The following is a 21,431-nucleotide window of genomic DNA, read 5'->3' as shown; positions in this document are numbered from 1 at the left end:
CCCTTAAAAAATAGGCCCCGCTCAAAGTGGGGGCCCGGATTTTCGCTGGCTAGTCTTGAATGAAAATACTGATTTTGTTCTTGCAGCGATGTAATCCCCCAACTTAACGAGAGGTGTAACCCCCATCGGCCACCATGCAGGCGCCCGTCATGAAGCTGGCGCCCTCCGAGAGCAGGAAGGCAATAGCGTGGGCAATTTCATCGGCATGGCCCAAACGCCCAATCGGGTGTTGGGCTACCAACGCTGCACGGGCAGCATCATCAAAGCCCGACAGAATCGGGGTATCCACATAACCGGGATGGATGGTGTTGATGCGTATGCCTTTAGCGGAATATTCCAGCGCAGCAGAACGGCTCAGGCCAATCACCCCGTGTTTGGCGGCGTTGTAGCCGGGCAAAGTGGGGTTGGCCACCAGGCCCATGATGGACGACATATTCACAATCGCGCCCCCACCTGCGGCCAGAATGGCGGGAATCTGATAACGCAGGCCATAAGCCACACCGTTCAGGTTGATGTCGATCAGACGACGCCAGCCGTCCAGATCCATCTCGCCAGCCGGGCCGGAATCCCCGCCCACACCCGCGTTATTGACGGCAAAGTGCAAGGCACCGAAATGCTCGATGGCGCAATCGACAGCGGCTTTCAGCTGATCGGGCTGAGTAACGTCGGCCACGTTCGCCACGGCCTTGCCACCGGCCTGCTCAATTTCCTTGACCACGGCTTGAACTGCGTCGGCCTGTACGTCCGACACAACAACCGACAGGCCATTGGCCGCCAGCAGGCGAGCCGTTGCGGCACCGATACCCGAGGCAGCGCCCGTTACCAAAACAGAGTGGCCGGAAAATGAATACTTCATGCTGAAAACTCCTTCAAAAATTCACTGAAGCCAAGTCTCAAGACTTGCGCTGACGAGTCCTGGAAGCGGCGCCTGTGCTGGCAGGCTTGGTGGGAGCCTTGCCCTGCCCGGATGCTGGTGACGAACTCATTGCAGACTTGGCCTGGGGTTTGGCCGCCTCTACTTTTGCAGCGGCACCGACCTTGGTATCACCCACGGAACGAGCAGCAGGCTTGTCAGTTACAGGCTTTTCAGCTGCGGGCTTGGCTGCCGCTTGAGCTGCAATACCTGCCGTGGTTTGGGCAAGCGGTTTAGTAGCTGGCTTGGCGGCTGGTTTCACTGGCGCTGTTGCAGCTGTTTTAGCGGTCGTATCTGTTGACGATGTACCCGTCGATTTCGCAGCCGTTTTCTTTACCGTCTGGGCCATCGTTGGCTTTACTGAAGCAGGAGCGGTCGACTTACTAGCCACTGCTGGCGTCGTTTTAACAGCGGCTTTCGTTGCAACCTTGCTTGCTGTTTTAGCAACGGGCTGGGTGTCTGCACTGCTCGACTTACCGCCCTGCTCCTGCTGTTTGGCGGCCGCCTCGAACAAGCCCAACACTTCTTCAGACGCCTTGACCACGGCCTCGGGAGCCGCATCCTGCTCATCAATGGCGCTGATCAGCTTATTGATCAGGGACGCCACCAGACGGATTTCCTCTGGCGTATGCTTACTCAACAAGTGCGGAATCGCTTCCACGGCTTTATGACCATGATGCGCCAGCACCAAGGCCTGCTCACGAATCGCGGCGCGCATTTTTTCAATATCAAACTTGCCAGCATCGTACTGCTCGCGCAAGCGCATGGCAGCATGGTGATAACGCTCGTCCACGCTGTTGCGCTGCTTGGCAATATGGAACAAACCGCGCAGTGCTGCCTCCAGCAAACCGCCTTCGTTCAACAAACCGTCCAGTCTGTGCATTTGCTGACGCACAAACGCCAGATGCTCGGGCGAGCTGCCAGGATGCGGGCGTGCCGGCGCAGAATCCCCCGGAGCATGGCCCGCCAGGGCCATCAGCAAGGGCGAGCCGTATACCGTGTCAAACCAGATCTGGTAGATGCTGTCGCGACGGTCACGGTAATTATTCAAGGCCCGTTCCATGGCCTGGGAGAAATTCTCCTGCGCTTCCAGGAACAGATTATCTTCGTCCACGGTCTGGCGCTGCTGCGCGACATTCTCGGCCCATTGGTGAATCGTGGCGGCCCAGGGGTGGGCGCTGGTCCAGGACTCGTACGACAAGCGCATGGGATGCAATGCTTCCAGCAGCGCGGCGGTATAAGGCGTGGACAAAGCTTTGACCCAAGGCTGCAAGGTGCTCTTGTAAAAAGCCAGATTGATCTCCGACAGGCGGGCAGCAGCAGCAAAGCGGCGATCAGACTCGGGATCAGGCTGCACAATCTCCGTAATTTCAGCCAGGCTGCTTTGACGCACCGACATCAAATACGGGTCATTCAACAAGGTGTCGTCATCAGGTGTTTCTTCAACCGTGGCCCGATAAATGCCAGCAGGCAGCAGATCAATTTGATCAATGGTGCTGGCAAACTTACGGTGCTCTTTGCTACCCACACTGCCGGACACAAAAATACCCAAGTGCCCGATACGGTCATGGGTTGTGAACACAATGGTCTGGTCGTGACTGCGTACATCATCGTCGTCCAGATACAGATCGGTGATCCAGCCCAAAGCCTGTGCAGGCGGCGTGATGTTGTCGCCAAAGGAGCTGAACACCACAATGGGCGAGCGGATATTGCGCAGGTCGATGCGGATACCGTCCGAAGTCATCAACTGAGCCGTAGACAACTTGTTGCCGATAAACAGATTGTCCACGATGTACTGCATTTCCACATCGTTCAGGAATACATAACCACCCCAGTACTTCTCGAAGCCGATATAGCGTTCGGCCTCGGTGTCCGCCTTGGCATACACGTTGTACTGCTTGGTCCACAAGGTATTGGCCGGGTCCAGATTCTCGAAATTCTTGACCAGCCACGCGCCGTCAAAACGGCCATTGCCCAGGTCGCTGGTCATGGCAGTCAACCAGCTGCCGCCCAGCAAACCACCGGCATAACGCATGGGGTTGCGACCAGCCCAGTAAGACACAGGTGCACCAGCCAGAATCAGCGGGCCAAACAGCTCCGGCCAGACAGCGGCGGCCATCATGACCTGCCAGCCCGCCTGACAATTGCCGATCACCACTGGCTTGCTCTGACTTTCCGGATGCAGTTCAGCCGCTTTGCTGACAAAGGCAGCATGGGCACGCATTACATCCTCGACCGTCTGGCCGGGGACGGGGTCCGGTAAAAAGCCAACAAAGTAACAAGGGTGCCCGGCTTGCAGCGCGGCACCGATTTCACTGTCGGACTTGAAGCCACCGATCCCCGGCCCATGCCCGGCCCTGGGGTCCACCACCAGGAAAGGACGTTTGCCGGGATCGGTAGGCTGATCTTCCGGTGCCAGAATGCGCACCATCAGATAGTTAACGGGTCGGGGAAGACTCAGACCCGACATGACCAGTTCAGCCGGGAAGTTCAGCACATTGGGCACTTCAACCTTGCGTTGGGCCTGGTACTGATCCCCGACCTGACGCTCGATATCGGCATACAGAATGGCGCGCTGCCAGGCGTCCACAAAGTACGAGGAGACGGTCTGACCCAGGTTCCAGGGATTCATCATCCAGGAGGACCAAGCCGTGCTGTCGTCACGAGACTTATCTGTCATCATCTTCTCCCTTCAATCAGCTATCTGCTCAAGCGGCCTCAATGGCAATAGCGACGCCTTGACCACCACCAATGCACAAGGTGGCCAGACCTTTCTGGGCACCACGGCGACGCATTTCATGAACCAGCGTCACCAGCACGCGCGCCCCGGAAGCACCAATAGGATGACCCAAAGCAATGGCACCGCCATTGACGTTGACCTTGTTCATATCCCACTGCAAGTCTTTGGCTACCGCCAGAGACTGGGCGGCAAAGGCTTCATTGGCTTCGATCAGGTCCAGTTGATCCAGTTCCCAACCTACCTTTTTCACGACCTTGCGGCTGGCCGAGACAGGACCAATACCCATGATGGCCGGGTCTACGCCCGTGCTCGCCCAGCCACGAATCCAGGCCAGAACGGGCAGGCCCAGTTCCTTGGCTTTTTCTGCACTGGCCAGCAATAGCACGGCAGCGCCATCGTTAATGGTGGATGCATTGCCCGCTGTAACCGTGCCCTCTTTCTTGAAGGCAGGACGCAGCTTGGCCAAGGATTCCAGGGTGGTTTGTGCACGTGGCTGCTCGTCGGCCTCGACACGGACTGGGTCGCCCTTGCGCTGGGGCACGTCGATCGGGGTGATCTCGTCCTTGAAGCGCCCTGCTTCCATGGCCGCGACCGCTTTACGCTGGGATTCCACCGCAAACGCATCCTGCTGTTCACGGGTGATGCCGTAACGCTCGGCCAGGTTTTCTGCCGTGATACCCATGTGGTAGTTATGGAAAGCGTCGGTCAGGCCGTCACGCAGCAAGGTGTCGTCCATCATGGCGTGGCCCAGACCCAGGCCGGTACGTGCCTTGTGCACGACAAAGGGAGCCAGACTCATGCTTTCCTGACCACCGGCCAGCACCAGATCGGCATCGCCCAATGCGATAGCCTGCGCCGCCAGATGCACGGCTTTCAAACCCGAGCCGCACAGCTTGTTCAGGGACATGGAGGGAACTTCATAAGGCAGGCCGGCGTTCACGGCGGCCTGACGGGCCGGGTTCTGACCCGCTCCGGCGGTCAGAATCTGGCCCAGAATGACCTCATCAATCTGCTCGGCTGCCACGCCCGTGCTCTGGAGCACGGCACGGATCAGTTGTGCGCTCAAATCGTGGGCGGGCACCGTAGACAGCCCCCCTTGAAAGCGGCCGATGGGGGTGCGAGTCGCAGCAACAATCGCGATATCTTTGTGCATATCCATTCCTTTCGTAAGTCGCAGGCCCGACAAGCGGGCCCATACAGGCAGCAGCCGAACAGGGTCGGGCTTAGTACATATGCTGGCCGCCATTCATGGCGACATTACTACCTGTCATAAATCCGGCTGCTTCGCTGGCAATAAAGGTCACCAGCGCCGCAATTTCCTCGGGCTTGCCCAAACGGCCAACAGGAATGCCCGCGATAATGCTGTTACGCACATCCTCAGGCACGGCCATGACCATTTTCGTGGCCAGATAACCGGGGGAAACCGTGTTCACCGTCACCCCCTTGCGCGCCACTTCCTGGGCCAGCGCCTTGGTAAAACCGTGCATCCCTGCCTTGGCGGCCGAGTAGTTGGTTTGACCGAACTGGCCCTTGCTGCCATTGATGGACGAGATGTTGATCACCCGGCCCCAGGTACGCTCCAGCATGCCGTCAATAAAGGGCTTGGTCACGTTGAACACCGAGTCCAGATTGACGCGCAGCACATCGTCCCACTTGTCTTTGCTGAGCTTGCGGAACGTACCGTCGCGTGTGATACCGGCGTTATTGATCAGGATGTCGACCTGCAGGCCATCCTTCTCGATGGCTTGCGCCATCTGCTGGCACGACTCGAAATCGGCCACGTCAACGTGATAGCCCTGGAACACGTATCCTGCATCGGCCTGCTCTTTTAGCCAGACCTGGGCATCGGCCTCACTGCGCGAGTGAGTCACCAGAACTTGGTGGCCCGCATCATGCAGGACACGGGCAATCTCTTGACCCAGACCGCCCATCCCACCTGTCACCAACGCCGTGCGTTTAACCGTAGACATACCGCTCATGCTCCCTTTTTAGAGTCAGAGGCGCTGGCAGCATTTGCCCAAGGTGCGCCCCACTGCTTGAAAATATCCATCACAGGCACGGCGGCACTGGTGTCACTGACGACCGCCAACACCGACTTTTGCCAGGCTTCCAGCGCTTGCTGCAAACCGGAGGTGAACTCGGTCTGGTTCTGAATCGCCAATTGATTGATGGTCTGGCTGTCGTTGACCCCATGCTGGAACAAGCGCCAGAACGTGTCGGCGGGCAAGGTGGCCAAGGATTGCCAGTTGCCGGTTTGCAGCAAGCCCTCGATTTCAGCCGTGGTCTGCTCCATGCTGCGCAAATTGCTTTTCTGTACGGATTCCAGCCAGCGATGACCACCTTCCTGCAACAGGCGGGTGATACGCAATTGCAACTCGACATTGGCCTTGTACAGATCCAGGGGAAGTGTTTCCATGCTCATCGAAATCTCCTTAAAGGAAGAAAGTGCCCCCTGACGGGGCCCAGTCCATCAAGCCATCTGAGAGATGGTGTTACGAAAACGCCGCAGTGACAGAAGGAACAACGCTGTCCCGATCACCAGCAGGGCTAAAAAGGGTTGCCATACGGTTTCAATCCCTGCGCCACGGAACAAAATGGCCTGACCCAAGGACACAAAGTGCGTGGTGGGAGCCAGCTGCATCAGGTTCTGAACAATTTCAGGCATGCTTTCGCGGGGGGTGCGTCCACCCGAGAGCAAGTTCATGGGCAGCAAGGTCAGCATCAGAAGCAAACCGAATTGCGGCATGCTGCGCGACAAGGTGGCCAGATAAATCCCCATGGAAGTCATGGCAAACAAGCACAACACCGCGCCGCACAAGAACAGCGGGATGGAGCCTTCAATCGGTACGCCCAACAGGCCCCGCACCACAAAGTTCAGCGAAGCCGCCGTCGCCACCAGCACGACCAGCCCCATGGCCGTTACCTTGGACGCCATGATCTCGCCTGGCGTGACAGGCATCACCAGCAAGTGTTCGATCGTGCCATGCTCGCGCTCCCGAATCAGGGCGGCACCGGTCAGGATGATGGACAGCATCGCCACCGAGTTGATGACCTCGGCAATACTGCCAAACCAGGCTTTTTCCAGCGTGGGGTTAAAGCGCACGCGCAAGGCCAGATCCACCGGCAAGGTGTCCACACTGCGGTAACGCCGCACGAACTCGTTGACCTCGCCCATGACCACCTGCTGGATGTAGTTATTGCCGGTAAAGGCCTGACTCATGCGGGTGGCATCAATGTTCAACTGCACTTCGGGACTACGTCCAGCCAGCACATCACGCTGGAAACCAGGCGGAATGTTCAGCACAAACGTGAACTCTCCGGTATCCATGCCCGAGTCCATTTCTCCGTACTCGATCATGCGCGGGTGGATGAATTCCGGCGGATAAAAGGCCGAGCTGATTCGGGCCGACAAAGGGCTTTGATCCTGATCCACAATCGCAATAGGCGCATTGTTCAGGGTTTCGGGCTGAGCCGTTGCCGAGGTGTAGATCGAGACCGAAAACACATACACGATGAGCAGCAGCATCATGGGGTCGCGGGCCAGACTCCATAGTTCCTTGCGCCCCAACAACAGTACATTCTTGAGTTTTCTCATCTCACTTCTCCTGCTTTTTCAGCAGCATGACTGCCGCGCCCAGGACCACCGGAATCGCCAACAACAAAGCGAACAAGGCACCATGCAAGTCCGAAAAAGCCAAGGCCTTGTTGAACACACCGCGGCTGATGTTGAACATATGCGTGGCCGGGTAGATCTCGCCCGCCCAGCGGCTGATCCCTTCCATGGAGGACACCGGGTTCAACAAACCGGATAGTTGCGTGGCAGGCAGCATGGTGCCGATCATGGCAAAGAACATGGCAGCGATCTGACTCTTGGTGACGGTAGACGCAACCAGGCCCATGCCGGTTGAAATCACACAGAACATCAAGGTGGCCAGGCTAAGGGTCAGGAAGCTACCCTTGATCGGAACATCAAAAACTGTGATCGCCAGCAAACACATGCATAGAAAGTTGATCATCGCCAGGCCAATGTAGGGAATCTGCTTGCCCAGCAAGAACTCCACACGCGTCACCGGCGTGACGTACAGATTGATGATGGAACCCAGTTCTTTCTCGCGCACCACCGATAGCGCTGTCAGCATGGCCGGCAGCATCAGCAAGAGCACCGGAATCACGGCGGGAACCATGGCCGGCAAGCTCTTGACGTCCGGGTTGTAGCGGTAACGGTCCTGGATACTGGCCGGTACCACCAAGGCCCCCGCTCCCAGACGTTCCTTGGCCTGTGTCACCAGCCATTGCTGGTGCATGGCTTTCACATAACCCTGGATAGTCTCGGCACGGGTAGGCATGGAGCCATCTACCCAGGCGGCAATTTCAGGATTGCTGCCACGCAGAACATCGCGCCCGAAACCGGGGGGAATCTCAATGGCCAGCGCGATCTTGCCGCGTCGCATCCTGTTATCCAGATCCTGATAGTCCGTCAACGGAGGCTGCTCCAGAAAATAGCGTGAACCGGACAGGTTCAAGGCGTAGTTCTGGCTGATGCTGGTTTGGTCACGGTCCAGCACGGCGTAGCGCAAATCCTCTACGTCCAGCGTAATACCAAAGCCCATCACGAACAGCAGAATCAAAGAGCCGGCCAAGGCCAAGGTGGCACGCACCGGATCGCGGCGCAGTTCCAGCGCTTCGCGCCAGGTGTAGCTCAACAAACGTTGCAGGCTAAAGCGATCGCGCTTGTCGCTATGCTCCTGCCCTTGGGCTGCGACGACTTGTTCTGTAGCGGGCTCCACTTCAGGTTCCGGACCGCTGGCTTCCAGCAAGTAGCCGATAAAGGCTTCTTCCAGATTCGCGGCACCCCGCTTTTTCACCAGATTGGCAGGCGTGTCGCTATCGAGCACCTTGCCGGCGTGCATCATGGACATGCGGTCACAACGCTCCGCCTCGTTCATGAAGTGGGTGGAAATGAAAATCGTGACCTTGTCGCGGCGGGACAGCTCGATCAGCAAACGCCAGAAGTTATCGCGCGCCACCGGGTCCACCCCGGAGGTCGGCTCGTCCAGAATCAGCAGCTCTGGCTTGTGCACCATGGCCACGGCCAAGGACAAACGCTGACGCATGCCCAGAGGAATGGCATCGGGCAGGCGGTCCAGAATCTGGCCCAGCTCAAAGCGTTCCACCATCTCAGCTACCCGGCCTTCCACCTCGTCCTCGGGGACGTGGAACAACTGGGCGTGCAGTACCAGGTTTTGTCGAACCGTCAGCTCGCTGTACAGGGAGAAAGCCTGCGACATATAGCCCACGCGACGGCGGGTATCAATATCTTTGGGATTCACCTCGTGGCCGAACAGCCAGGCCTGACCCTCGGATGCGGGCAGCAAGCCGGTCAGCATCTTCATGGTGGTGGACTTGCCGCAACCATTTGATCCCAGAAAGCCAAAAATCTCGCCACGACGAATACGGAAGGACACATTGTCCACGGCGGTAAAGTCGCCAAAGCGAATCGTCAGTCCTTCGGCTTCAATGGCGATATCGTCTGCATCCACGTCCAGCGGAGGGATTTCTACGGCCTTATGGCCTTGGCGCTTGTCCTCGGGCAAAAGGCGGATAAAAGCCTGCTCCAGACTCTTGCTCTCCGTGCGTTCCAACAACTCTTTAGGCGAACCCGTTGCCAGAATCTTGCCGTCATCCATGGCGACCAGCCAATCAAAGCGTTGGGCTTCGTCCATATAGGCGGTGGCCACGATCACGCTCATGCTGGGGCGTTCGATACGAATGCGCTCGATCAAGTCCCAGAACTGCTTACGGGCCAAGGGGTCTACGCCTGTCGTCGGTTCATCCAGCAGCAAAAAATCCGGATCGTGAATCAATGCGCAGCACAGACCCAGCTTTTGCTTCATACCGCCTGATAACTTGCCTGCGGGCCGTGTCAGAAAAGGATGCAGACCCGTGCTACGCGTCAGATCGTCAATTCGACGACGGCGCTCGGCAGCATCATGCCCGAACAGACGGCCAAAAAACTGCAGGTTTTCTTCCACCGACAAGGTGGGGTACAAGTTCTTGCCCAAGCCTTGAGGCATATAGGCAATGCGCGGACAAATCTGGTCGCGATGGCTTTTTTCCGCCATATCGCCACCCAGCACTTCAATACGGCCTTCCTGAATCACGCGAGCACCGGCCAGCAGGGACAGCAAGCTGGACTTGCCCACGCCGTCAGGACCAATCAGTCCGACCATGCAAGCGGCAGGAACATCCAGGCTTAAACGATCCAGTGCGAGCGTGTCGCCATAACGCTGACTCAGCTCAACAACGCGAGCAACGGCCGCCGCTTGCTGCTTGGGCATGCTTTACTCCGTCAAGGTAGAAGTCAGCGACTCAGGCCAGCTGGCATTGGGGTCCAGCTTGACCCAGGCCACACCGGGCAAACCGGTCTTGACTTGCTCCAGGTGCTTTTTCAGCAGCTCGGGGGCAATCTGGGCCTTGACGCGGAACATCAGTTTTTGACGCTCCGAAGCCGTTTCCACACTCTTGGGGGTGAACTGGGCGGAGCTGGCCACGAAAGACACAGTCGCTGGAACCGGGATATCAGGAATGGCATCCAGAACCAGTCGCACCTCCGTACCCAAGGCCACCTTGCCGGCCACTTCGCTAGGCAGGAAGAAAGTCATGTACACATCGGACAGGTCCAGCACGTTCAGCACACGGCCACCGGCACCCAATACTTCACCGGGTTGGGCAACACGGAATTGCACACGGCCATCGCGGGGGCTGACCAATTCACTGTCGCGCAAGTCGGCTTCGATACGAGCCACAGCCGCCTTGGCGGCTTCCACGGCAGATTGGGCACCAATCAACTGAGCCTTGGCAGCATTAATGGCGGCTTCTGCGGCATTGGCCTGAGCCTTGGTGGCGGCGACGGCAGCCTGAGCACCCCGCACACGGGCGCGGTCATCATCCAGTTCCTGAGCCGAAGCCGCACCTTCTTTGGACAAGGTGGTGGAACGGGCCAGACGACGTTGAGCCGCATCCAATTCAGACTCACGCTGACCAATCAAGGCTTTGGCAGCGATGGCATCGCTTTCGCGCAAAGCCACTTGAGCCTGAGAGGCCGCCACATTGTTTTCAGCCTGACGCAAACCGGCCACCGCTTCGTCACGAGCCGCTTCCAGGCTGTCCTGCTGCATGATGGCCAGCACTTCGCCTTCTTTCACAAAGTCGCCCTCGTGAGCGGCAATACTCTGGATACGTCCGGCAAATTTGGTGGAGATATCAATCTCGGTCGCTTCGATACGGCCATTGCCGCTGACAAAGCCATCGCCAGGGCCGGTGTTGGACATTTTCTGCCATGCCCACCAGCCCAGGCCCAGAACCCCGGCAACGATTAGGACAGGAACAAGATTTTTTTTCAAAGAAGATTGTTTGCTCATAGCTGGCTCGAGGATGGATCCGAATTAGAGGAGGTATGGGTGTTGCTCAGGGGCTCGGCGGGGTCCAGCCCACCGCCCAAGGCGCTGTACATGGCAATCTGGCTGGCCAGGAGCGCACGGCGCGTTTGCACCACCTGCTGCTCCACATCCAGCAAGTCACGCTGCGCATCCAGCACTTCCAGATAGGCAGCCGAACCGTTGTCGTAACGCATCTGCGCCAGCCGGGCGCGCTCGGTCTGGGCGCCACGGGCCACCAGTTGAACTTCCAGCTGCTGGCTTAACCAATGGCGAGTCGACAAGGCATCCGACACTTCACGGAAGGCGGTTTGAATGGCTTTCTCGTACTCCGCGATACGCATGTCACGACGCACGTAAGAGACATCCAGATTGGCGCTGCGACGGCCACCATCAAAGATAGGCAGGGAAATCGTAGGAGCGAACATCCAGGCTTTGCTGCCGGAGTCAAACAGACCATCCAGCTCGGCGCTGGCGGTACCAAAATTGCCGGTCAAGGCAATGCGGGGGAAGAAGGCGGCACGGGCTGCACCGATGTTGGCGTTGGCAGCACGCAGCTTGTGTTCAGCCGCAATAATGTCAGGACGCCAGACCATCAAATCCGACGGCAAGCCGGGCGCCAGCTCGGCCAGCATGATGTTTTCATTCAAAGGCGCGCCTGTTGGGGACACACCCGGATCGGCGCCCAGCAGCTGTTGTAGAGCATGCAGTTGCACCGCACGTTGCTGTTCCAGCTGGGCCAGCATGGACTGGGCCTGCGTCAGCAAGGTTTGCACTTGCGTCACATCCAGCTTGGACGTTGCGCCTACTTCATAGCGACGGGAGAAAATGCGGTAGGACTCCTGGCGAGTCTCTACGCTTTTGCGGGCAATCCGCACACGCTCGTCCAGCTCGCGCACCACAATATAGTTATTGGCCACTTGCGAGACCAAAGCCACATGCACGGCTTGTCGGCCTGCCTCGGTAGCCAGCCAACCTTGCAAGGCGGCATCTTCCAGGCTACGTACACGGCCCCACAAATCCAGCTCCCAACTGGTCAGGCCGACCTGGGCACGGTAATTGCCACCCGTCACGGCCTGGCCGCTGGGGTTCATATCACCGGGCACACGCGAACGTGCAGTCTGACCATTCACAGTGAACTCAGGAAAGCGTTCGCTGCGCTGCAAATTCAACATGGCACGGGCTTCGTCCACCCGTAACACCGCCACCCGCATATCGCGGTTATTTTCCAGCGCAGTCTCAATGAGCTTGCTCAGAACCGGATCTTTAAAGTATTCACGCCAGCCCAGATCACGCGCTCGCACCGCATTGGCCTGACCCGCGGACAGGTCCGGGTAGGCTTGTGGAACGGGGGAAGCGGGCTGTTCGTAATCGGGTGCCATCGAGGCACAACCCGCCAGGGCAAGCAGCAAGGCAGCCAGCGCGAAATGAGGGCGACGCGCAGCGCTTCGGTGCTTGATACTCAAATCGTAGGTCTGTGGGGCCATTGGAAAAATGCCTAATGAGAAAAAGGAGAACTGCCGTCAAGGCAAAACAGCACGTCAGCGACAGGCTTTGCGCCTGTTGCCGACATAAAACAGAGTGGCAAGCCCACTGCTTGGCGGGCCTGTACAAGCTGACCGCTTATTTCACTAATACGTATTGACCGGGTGCCGGGCAAACGGGGGCGTAGCCCTGTTTGGCCGCACCCATTTGCGGTGGTTTGACCTCCGCACCCGAGCGCGCTTTCAACCACTCAGTCCACGCGGGCCACCAGGAACCCTGATGCGAGGCCGCTTGCGCTTGCCAGTCGTCCACCAGCACAGGGGCGGTACCGGCTGCACGGGTATGTATCTGGTATTTGCGACGCGGATGACCCGGCGTGCTGACAATGCCGGCGTTATGCCCGCCGGTGGTCAATACAAAGGTGATCTCGGAAGGCACCAGATAATGCAGCTTGTAAACAGAACGCCAAGGAGCAACGTGATCGGAAACCGTGCCAACGCAAAAAACAGGCAAATTAACTTGCGCCAGAGAAACGATACGGCCTTCAACCGGATAACGGTTTTGACTTAAATCATTATTCAAATACATGCGACGCAAATATTGCGAATGCATGGTGGCGGGCATACGCGTGGCATCGGCATTCCATGCCATCAAATCATTTAAAGGACGACGTTCGCCTAATAAATATTTATTAACCATGGGCGCCCACAATAAATCAGCGGAGCGCAACATTTGAAAAGCCACTTCCATCTGATTGGCGCGCAAATACCCCTCGTCGGCCATCTGGGCTTCCAGCAGGCTGACCTGGCTTTCGTCAATGAACAGGGACAAATCGCCCGGCTCGGAAAAGTCGGTTTGAGCCGCAAAGAAAGTCAGGGAAGCAAGCCTGTCGTCACCATCACGTGCCATCGCGGCAGCCGCAATGGCCAGCAATGTACCGCCCAGACAATAGCCGGTCGCGTGGATTTTCTGGCCGGGGACAATGGCGTTGACCGCATTCAGGCTGGCCTTCCAGCCCAGACGAATGTAGTCGTCCATGCCGAAGGCATGGTCTTCGGCTAGCGGGTTTTTCCAGGACAGGCAAAACACCGTATGGCCTTGATCCACCAGGTATTTGATCAGGGAGTTTTGCTCGGACAGATCCAGAATGTAGTACTTCATGATCCAGGCCGGCACGATCAGGACAGGCTCGGGATGAACCTGCTTGGTGGCGGGTGTGTACTGAATCAGTTCAACCAGCTCGTTGCGCAGTACCACCTTGCCCGGCGTGACGGCAACATCTTTACCTACCACGAAATCCTCTGTGCCTACGGGCGGTTCGCCCGCAAACTGGGCCTGCATATCCTGCTGCCAGTTTTCCAGACCACGGCTGAAATTATCCCCCTGTTCTGCAAGTGTTTTATCCCACACCAGAGGGTTGGTCCAGGCGAAGTTGCTGGGGCTGAGCATGTTCAGCCATTGCTCGGCACCGAAGGCAATCAGCTTTTGATGATGGGGTTCAACACCGGCCACTCCTTCCGTGGCGCTTTGCCACCACTGTTGCTGTGCCTGATAGGTTTGGCGCAGCAAATTAAAAGGCCAACGATCCCAGGCGGGATCGGAAAAACGACGGTCGGTATAGGCAGGGGTGGGGGCTTGTTCTAAGCGTTGCGAGGACAGCTGTGCTGATGCAGCCAGCTCTTCGCTCCATTCGCGAAACAGCTGTTCCCACTGATTTTGGGCCAACTGTCGTAGCTGTTCTTGTTTGCCGGGACTAAGGGCCAGATGGCGTATCCAGTCCATCCAGGCAAGAAACTGCGATTCGGGGGAGATGGAACTCCAGATACGAGCCCAGGCGGCTCGTGCGGATGCGTCTAACTGCTCAGTCTGATCAAGGGACTGCCTGCTAACCATTGCCACTCCGCAAAAAGTACATATCAAGAAAAAAGCAGATACGACTGCTTAGTCTTTTTAATAATACACCAGTTTACATCTAAACTTTTTGCATGCAGGCCTTTTAACAAAGAGCGATAAAAAACCTTTGCGGTAGATCAAGTTCATGACAGATAAAAAACTGCCAGCCCAAGTCGCATTTGTTGTTATACCGTGCTTGATATGAAATAGGGAAATGAAAAACAGCCAAAAAACAAATAAAACTTCCTTGAAAGGGGAAGGCTTTTAAAAAAAAAAGACGCTGCAATTCAGTGAAACAAGAGGTAACTCAAACACATAGCAGAACTATTATTTCTCCAGTCATGTGACAAAACAAGCACAGCGCCGCGTCAAGCTCTCAAGCCGCAGCCAACATGGCTTGCCATCGGCCCCGGACAAGCGGCCTGATATACTGCAAGCCCCATATCTTGCCCATCCACATAGGATGACATGACAGACAAGCACCAAAATAAACCTCCAAAAAACGAAAGCACAAACAAACGACGTTACTTGCCCTCGGCCGAGCGAAAACGTGAAATTCTGAAAGCCGCTTTTGAAGAGTTTTCACACCGGGGGTTCCTGGGAACCTCGCTGGAGCGCATCGCCGCACGCGCCGGTATCTCCAAGTCCGGAATTTACGCGCACTACAGCAGCAAAGATGAAGTGTTCGAGGACATGCTCCACAGCACACTGCTGCCACCCGATGGCAATACCTTTGAGCTGTCCGATACCTCCGAGGCAGACACCCTGTCCTGTATCGTGGATGAGTACCTGCACCAGTTGTATGAACGCCTGTCCAACCCGGACGTACAAGCCATGTTCAGGCTCTTGATGACAGAAAGCGGCCGCGTGCCGGATCTGGCCCATTATTGGGGCAAACAGCTCCTGAGCCAGAACTACACGGCCAATCAGGCGTTTTTTGAACTGGGCATACAGCGCGGTCTCATCCGCCCCGACGTCAGCTCGTCCGACTACATCCTGGCCGCCTCCCCTTCCCTGATGTGGTTGATGGTCTTGCTGGTTCTGGGTCCACAGAATTCGCCCGTGCCCTTTGAAGAAGTGCACCAGTTGCACAAACGCTTGCTGGTAGAGTGTCTGCAACCTGTCTCGACCTAAGCGCAGCTCATTGAGATCGAACCAACAAGTTCGTTTGCTTTGGCAAGCGAGCTTGTTTGAGCCTCTACAGGCCCCCCTCCCCCTTTGTTGTGCCATAAGCCTCATCAAGGCAGACGTATAAGCACGTTTGATGCGCACGCTACACTTGCAGGCAACAACCATTCCATCGAACCGCAACTGCCCGTACAATAGTCGGTTGCAGTCCATTTTCAATGGGTTCCCTCACCCCATCCACCAAAAAGGTCCAGACATGACTCTGCCTACCGTGCCGTCTTCACGGCTGTCGTTCTATTTGCGACTTCTGATTGCCTTTCACATTTTCATTGTGATTGCCAGCAATTACCTGGTTCAACTTCCCATTGAACTGTTCGGCTTCCATAGCACCTGGGGAGCCTTCAGCTTTCCCTTTGTTTTTCTGGCTACCGACCTGACCGTGCGCTTGATGGGCAAGTCCGAAGCGCGGCGCGTGATTACCCGCGCCATGTTCCCGGCCCTGATCGCCTCTTATGTAGTCTCTGTGCTCTTTAATGAAGGCCAATTCAATGGCTTGCAGGCACTGGGTGAATTCAACAGTTTTGTATTCCGTATTGCCTTGGCCAGTTTTGCCGCCTACGTCCTGGGGCAGTTGCTGGACGTGCAGGTGTTTGATCGTATCCGTCGCGACTACAAGCAATGGTGGATTGCTCCGGCCGCTGCTTCCGTCTTTGGCCAGGCGCTGGATACGCTGGCCTTTTTCGGCATCGCCTTCTGGCGCAGCAGCAACCCCTTCATGGCCGAGCACTGGGGCGAGATCGCCGTTGTCGATTACGTCATCAAACTGGGCGTCAGCCTGCTGCTGTTTGTGCCCATGTACGGCGTGCTGCTCAACTCCCTGATCAGCACCATGAAGCGCCGCGCCCTGAGCACTGCACAGGCCAAAGCATGAAACCGCACACTCCCCGCCGCCGGGCACTGGTTTTATTTTCGGGCGGACAGGATTCAGCCACTTGCCTGGCCTGGGCCTTGGACCGCTTTGCCTTTGTGGAAACCGTGGGCTTTGACTACGGCCAGCGCAACCATGCGGAATTGCAGTGTCGCCAGACGCTCCGAGAAAAACTCTGCCAGCAATTCCCGCATTGGGCTGAACGCCTGGGGCAAGACCATGTGCTCGATGCCAGCGTCCTGGCTCAGATAGGCGGCAGCGCCATGACCGAGTCCATGACGATCGCCATGCAAGAGGACGGTCTGCCCAATACCTTTGTGCCGGGTCGAAACCTGCTGTTCTTTACTCTGGCTGGCGCCCTGGCCTACCGTCGGGGACTGGATACGCTGGTTGGCGGCATGTCTGAAACCGACTATTCCGGCTACCCGGATTGCCGTGACAACACGCTCAAAGCACTGCAAGTGGCATTGAGCCTGGGGATCGAGCGTCCACTGACCGTGGAAACCCCACTGATGTGGCTGGATAAAGCAGATACCTGGGAACTGGCCCACCAGTTGGGCTCGGATGCTTTAGTGAAGCTGATCCAGGAAGACAGCCATACCTGCTACCAGAACGAGCGGGAAACCCTGCATGACTGGGGATATGGCTGTGGGCAATGCCCTGCTTGTGAACTGCGGGCCCGGGGATATACAGACTGGCAAGCGCAAGGCGAGGCAACACGCCACCCATAACGCCTATATTCAATAAGGCAGCCCTGCGTTTCAAGCAGAATGAATACAGAAAAGCCCAAACGTTAAAACACCTGGGCTTTTTCTTTGAATTACAGCTGTGCTGGCTCCGTCTGCACTTGATACACGGGATAGCTTCGACACAAGGTCACGATTTTTTCACGGATCTCGTGCTTGATCGTATCCAGGGTGCCAGCCTCATAGGCATCGAGCACATCACACAAGTAATGCGCCAGCTGCTCGCAGTCCGCCACCGTAAAGCCGCGTGTCGTCACGGCGGGCGTTCCGATACGGATACCCGAGGTCACCATGGGCGAGCGCGGATCGTTGGGCACCGAGTTCTTGTTGACGGTGATGTAGGCATCTGCCAAGGCATCACTGGCCTCTTGCCCGGTGTAGGGTTTGGCCGACAAGTTGATCAGCATCATGTGGTTATCGGTCCCGCCTGAGACGATGTTATGGCCACGCTGCATCAATACCGCCGCCATGGCGCGGGCATTACGGACCACGTTTTGCTGATAGGTACGGAATTCCGGCTGCAGAGCCTCTTTGAAAGCAATGGCTTTGGCCGCAATCAAGTGCATCAGGGGGCCACCTTGCACGCCAGGGAAAACCGCGGAGTTAAGGCGCTTGTAGAAATCGTCGCTTTGCCCTTTAGCCATGATCACGCCACCGCGTGGACCGCGCAGGGTTTTGTGTGTCGTGCTGGTGACCACATGCGCGTATGGCAAGGGGCTGGGGTACTCACCCGCCGCCACCAGGCCCGCCACGTGGGCCATATCAACCCAGAACCAGGCACCCACTTTGTCGGCAATCTGACGCATGCGCGCCCAATCCTTCACACGCGAATAGGCGGAGAAGCCACCAATCAACATTTTGGGCTTGGTCTCGACAGCGATACGTTCCATCTCGTCGTAATCGATCAGCCCGGTTTGGATATCCACCCCGTAAGGAACAATATTGTAGAGACGCCCGGAAATATTGATGGGGTTGCCGTGTGTCAGGTGCCCGCCCTGAGCGAGGTTCATCCCCATCACCGTATCGCCCGGTTTAAGCAAAGCCAGGAACACAGCAGTATTGGCCTGCGCTCCGGCGTGAGGCTGCACGTTGGCGTAGTCGCAATCGAACACGGCTTTCAGGCGCTCGATAGCCAGACGTTCGGCCACGTCCACAAACTCGCAACCGGCGTAGTAACGCTTGTCCGGGTAACCCTCGGCGTATTTGTTGGTAAACACGGAGTTCTGAACCTGCATAACCAAAGGGCTGGCGTAGTTTTCTGATGCAATCAGTTCTACGTGATCTTCCTGACGGCTTTCTTCGCCCTGAATGGCCTGAGCCAATTCCTTGTCGAATTCAGCCAGGCTGAGTGTGTTGTCGTACATCGCTTTTCCTTAAAAAAATTTCTATCCACGTCGCGGCTACCTGCTTGGCCGCGTTGCAAAGCAGGCGCACGCCCTAACCGTGCGTGCGCTTGAACTCGCGCATGAACTCTGCCAGCGCCTGTACCGCATCCAAGGTGACGGCGTTGTAGATGCTGGCGCGCAAGCCCCCCGTTGATTGATGGCCCTTCAAGCCGTGAAAGCCATTCTTTTGCGCTTCTTCGGCAAATAAATTATCTAAATTAGTTTCAGCAATATGAAACGGAACATTATTGATGGATCGATAATCAGGTAAAACATTATTGATATAAAAACCATCACTACCATCAATAAGCTCATAGAGCACTTGCGATTTTTTCTTATTTATTTTGTGCAATACTTCTATTCCACCAACGCGCTCAATCCATTCCAGCATCAAACCCAGCACATACCAGGAAAAGGTAGATGGCGTATTTAATAGTGATTGTTTTTTTGCCTGAATGGAAAAATCCAAAGCTTGTGGCGTACTAGCCAAAGGCTTGTCTAAAATAGCGGGATCAAGCAATACCAGCGTGACACCGGCAATTCCCATATTCTTCTGGGCTGAGGCGTAAACCAAAGCGTGAGACGAGATATCAAGCGGTTTTGACATCAGGCTGGAGCAGGCATCACAGACTAATGGAATAGGCGACTTGGGCGGTTTTGAAAATTGCAAGCCCTGTGCGGTTTCATTTTCCGTGTAATGCAAATAAGCCGCATCCCGATTAATATTAGATTCATTAATCTCGGGAATACGATCAAATCCAGTTTCATAAGAGCTGGCTATGATTCTGGCATTCCCATATTGCCTGGCAGCATTAGCTGCTTGTTCCGACCATAAACCCGTATGTATATAGTCCGCTGTGTTTGTTCGATGAAACAAGTTCATCGGTATTTGAGAAAACTGCAGGTACGAACCCCCTTGCAGGAGCAAGACGTGATAATCCGATGGAACAGCCAGGACACGACGCACAGCGGCGTCAGTACGATGGGCAAAATCCATGAAAGGCTGAGAGCGATGGCTGATTTCCATCACAGATACCCCTGTGCCGGCGAAATCAAGCAGTTCATCGCGTATTTGCAATAGAACATCCATCGGCAAGGCGCTGGGCCCTGCGCTGAAATTAAAGGGTCGGGACATACTTGCTGAGATCCTGTACAAACCTGAACGCCGGAACAGGCCCCCCTATTTCGGCAATGACAATCAAGTCTACGAGCACAATGGTCTGATTAGTCAGACCATTAATATTCTCTGGAGCAGACCGCATGACGCGTTCGTTTGAACTGGACACCTTGAAGATGCGTCTTAACGATGACGAACTTCAATCCCTGGATCTTCACCAGCGCATTCAGCGTGCCTTGCGGGCATTGATTCTGGATGGCGCCCTGGGTCCCGGGGTCAAGCTGCCTGCCACACGCTCCCTGGCAAAATCTCTGAGCATGGCCCGCGATACGGTTGAAAACGCCTATGTTCAGCTGCATCGCGACGGCTTTATCGTGCGACGTGAAGGCTCAGGCAGCTATGTTTCTGAATCGGTCGGCACGGAGCTGCGCGGCAGTGCCTACCGTCGCATCAAAGCCCAGGATCTGAAACGCAGCGTGATGGAACCCGGCACGGGTTTAAGCCGCCGGGGTCGCGCCGTGTTTGAAAGTGGCGGCATTGCCGATCAACAGACCATCAAGGCCTTTGCCACGGGTTTGCCAGAAACCCGCAACTTCCCCACCGATGTGTGGGAGCGCCTGCAACGTCAGGCCATGAAAGACTACCGGGCCAACATCCTGCTGCATGGCGACCCGCAAGGCACCGAGTCCCTGCGTAAAGCGATTGCCGTGTACCTGAATCTGGAGCGTGGTGCGAAAGTCTCTGCCGATCAAATTTTGATTCTGAGCAGCACGCGCCAAGCCCTGTTCCTGTGTGCGCAATTGCTGGTCGATGCTGGCAAACCCATTCTGGTCGAGAACCCCGGCTACTTCGGCGCCCGCAAAGCCTTTGAAGCGGCCGAGGCCCGTGTGGTACCGATTGGTGTAGACGAACAAGGTTTGCGCACCGATTTGCTGAATGAAGATCGCAGCGGTGCAAACTGCATTTATGTGACGCCCTCGCACCAGTACCCTACCGGGGCCACCATGTCCCTGGAACGTCGTCTGGAACTCATACACTGGGCGGCAGAAAATGGCCGCTGGATTATGGAAGACGACTACGACAGCGAGTTTCATTACGACGGGCTACCCACGGCATGTGTACAGGGTCTGGATAAATACCAGCGCACCATCTACCTGGGCACCTTCAGCAAAACCCTGTATCCGGGCCTGCGCATGGGCTATATGGCCTTGCCGCCCGAACTGGTCAAACCCTTTACCCAAGCCCGCAGCATCATGGATGGTCATACGCCGCAAATCCTGCAACTGACGCTGGCGCGCTTTATGGAAGACGGGCATTACAACTCCCATATTCGCGCCATGCGCAAACTGTATGCCGGGCGGCGGGAGATCATGCTGGAAGCCATCGAGCAGCACTTGCAAGGCATAGTCCGTGCAGCTCGACCTGAAGGTGGTTTGCAGATTCCCTGCTTTCTGGAGCCGGGCTGGTCAGAAGAGCACACGCTGCGCCGCGCTTTGAGTGCGGGCGTTCAACTGCCAGGTTTGAGCCGTCTGTACATTGGTGAGGAAAAACAACAGGGCTGGTTATTGGGCTATGCGTCCCTGACCGCCTACGAGATCGAATCCGCCATGTTGCGTCTGGCCAACGCACTCCGCCAGGGCAAAGGCTAGGTCAGGAAAAA

Annotated in this window: 16 protein-coding genes; 4 read left to right on the top strand and 12 right to left on the bottom strand. The window is 56.5% G+C overall.

The window, feature by feature from the left end; all coding sequences use genetic code 11:
* Positions 1-103: 103 nt before the first annotated feature.
* The 10 genes from Q9R35_RS00155 to Q9R35_RS00110 all read right to left on the bottom strand — a co-directional run bounded on the left by Q9R35_RS00155 (position 104) and on the right by Q9R35_RS00110 (position 14,467).
* Positions 104-856 carry an SDR family NAD(P)-dependent oxidoreductase gene (locus Q9R35_RS00155; RefSeq protein WP_042487196.1) on the bottom strand — a complete coding sequence of 251 codons (753 nt, stop codon included), beginning with the start codon at positions 854-856 and terminating at the stop codon, positions 104-106.
* Positions 857-893: 37 nt separating this feature from the next.
* A complete protein-coding gene (locus Q9R35_RS00150) occupies positions 894-3,596 on the bottom strand; it encodes a DUF3141 domain-containing protein (protein WP_404977931.1) in 2,703 nt (900 codons plus the stop codon).
* A gap of 25 nt (positions 3,597-3,621) precedes the next feature.
* A complete protein-coding gene (locus Q9R35_RS00145; RefSeq protein WP_199264895.1) occupies positions 3,622-4,806 on the bottom strand; it encodes an acetyl-CoA C-acetyltransferase in 1,185 nt (394 codons plus the stop codon).
* 70 nt (positions 4,807-4,876) lie between these two features.
* Positions 4,877-5,623, bottom strand: a complete 747-nt coding sequence (gene phbB / locus Q9R35_RS00140; RefSeq protein WP_311219147.1) for an acetoacetyl-CoA reductase — start codon at positions 5,621-5,623, stop codon at positions 4,877-4,879.
* A gap of 5 nt (positions 5,624-5,628) precedes the next feature.
* Positions 5,629-6,069, bottom strand: a complete 441-nt coding sequence (locus Q9R35_RS00135) for a phasin family protein (RefSeq protein WP_404977930.1) — start codon at positions 6,067-6,069, stop codon at positions 5,629-5,631.
* 54 nt (positions 6,070-6,123) lie between these two features.
* Entirely contained in the window at positions 6,124-7,248 is a 1,125-nt protein-coding gene (locus tag Q9R35_RS00130; RefSeq protein WP_045930331.1) for an ABC transporter permease, read from the bottom strand.
* Between the two features lies 1 nt (position 7,249).
* Positions 7,250-9,991 (bottom strand): ribosome-associated ATPase/putative transporter RbbA, encoded by a 2,742-nt coding sequence (gene rbbA / locus Q9R35_RS00125; protein ID WP_109088164.1) that lies wholly within the window; start codon positions 9,989-9,991, stop codon positions 7,250-7,252.
* Between the two features lie 3 nt (positions 9,992-9,994).
* Positions 9,995-11,074 (bottom strand): HlyD family secretion protein, encoded by a 1,080-nt coding sequence (locus Q9R35_RS00120; RefSeq protein WP_026484635.1) that lies wholly within the window; start codon positions 11,072-11,074, stop codon positions 9,995-9,997.
* Positions 11,071-12,576, bottom strand: a complete 1,506-nt coding sequence (locus tag Q9R35_RS00115; RefSeq protein WP_311219146.1) for an efflux transporter outer membrane subunit — start codon at positions 12,574-12,576, stop codon at positions 11,071-11,073. The genes Q9R35_RS00120 and Q9R35_RS00115 overlap by 4 nt, the downstream gene beginning before the upstream one ends.
* Positions 12,577-12,712: 136 nt before the next feature.
* Complete coding sequence (locus tag Q9R35_RS00110; protein WP_311219145.1) at positions 12,713-14,467, bottom strand: alpha/beta fold hydrolase; 1,755 nt, start codon at positions 14,465-14,467, stop codon at positions 12,713-12,715.
* 468 nt (positions 14,468-14,935) lie between these two features.
* Here Q9R35_RS00110 and Q9R35_RS00105 point away from each other — a divergent pair, with 468 nt between their 5' ends.
* From Q9R35_RS00105 to queC, 3 genes are all read left to right on the top strand, one after another.
* Positions 14,936-15,601, top strand: coding sequence for a TetR/AcrR family transcriptional regulator (locus Q9R35_RS00105; RefSeq protein ID WP_311219144.1), 666 nt, complete (start codon positions 14,936-14,938; stop codon positions 15,599-15,601).
* A gap of 250 nt (positions 15,602-15,851) precedes the next feature.
* Entirely contained in the window at positions 15,852-16,526 is a 675-nt protein-coding gene (locus Q9R35_RS00100) for a 7-cyano-7-deazaguanine/7-aminomethyl-7-deazaguanine transporter (RefSeq protein ID WP_042487166.1), read from the top strand.
* Positions 16,523-17,254, top strand: a complete 732-nt coding sequence (queC, locus tag Q9R35_RS00095; RefSeq protein ID WP_311219143.1) for a 7-cyano-7-deazaguanine synthase QueC — start codon at positions 16,523-16,525, stop codon at positions 17,252-17,254. Before Q9R35_RS00100 ends, queC begins: the two co-directional genes overlap by 4 nt.
* Before the next feature lie 89 nt (positions 17,255-17,343).
* Here the strand turns inward: queC and glyA are convergent, their stop codons facing one another.
* Both glyA and serC read right to left on the bottom strand, forming a co-directional pair.
* Positions 17,344-18,633, bottom strand: a complete 1,290-nt coding sequence (gene glyA, locus Q9R35_RS00090) for a serine hydroxymethyltransferase (protein ID WP_042487161.1) — start codon at positions 18,631-18,633, stop codon at positions 17,344-17,346.
* 73 nt (positions 18,634-18,706) lie between these two features.
* On the bottom strand, positions 18,707-19,789 hold the full coding sequence (gene serC, locus Q9R35_RS00085) for a 3-phosphoserine/phosphohydroxythreonine transaminase (RefSeq protein ID WP_042487159.1): 1,083 nt from the start codon (positions 19,787-19,789) through the stop codon (positions 18,707-18,709).
* A gap of 125 nt (positions 19,790-19,914) precedes the next feature.
* On the opposite strand from serC, the gene Q9R35_RS00080 reads away from it, so the two are divergent.
* Positions 19,915-21,420: a PLP-dependent aminotransferase family protein gene (locus Q9R35_RS00080; RefSeq protein WP_042487158.1), complete on the top strand. Its 1,506-nt coding sequence runs from the start codon at positions 19,915-19,917 to the stop codon at positions 21,418-21,420.
* Positions 21,421-21,431 lie beyond the last annotated feature (11 nt).

Source organism: Alcaligenes sp. AB3, from assembly GCF_031844565.1.
Classification (GTDB): Bacteria; Pseudomonadota; Gammaproteobacteria; order Burkholderiales; family Burkholderiaceae_B; genus Alcaligenes; species Alcaligenes faecalis.
Note: the sequence above shows the minus strand (reverse complement) of the source record. Positions and strands in the feature narration are given on the sequence as shown.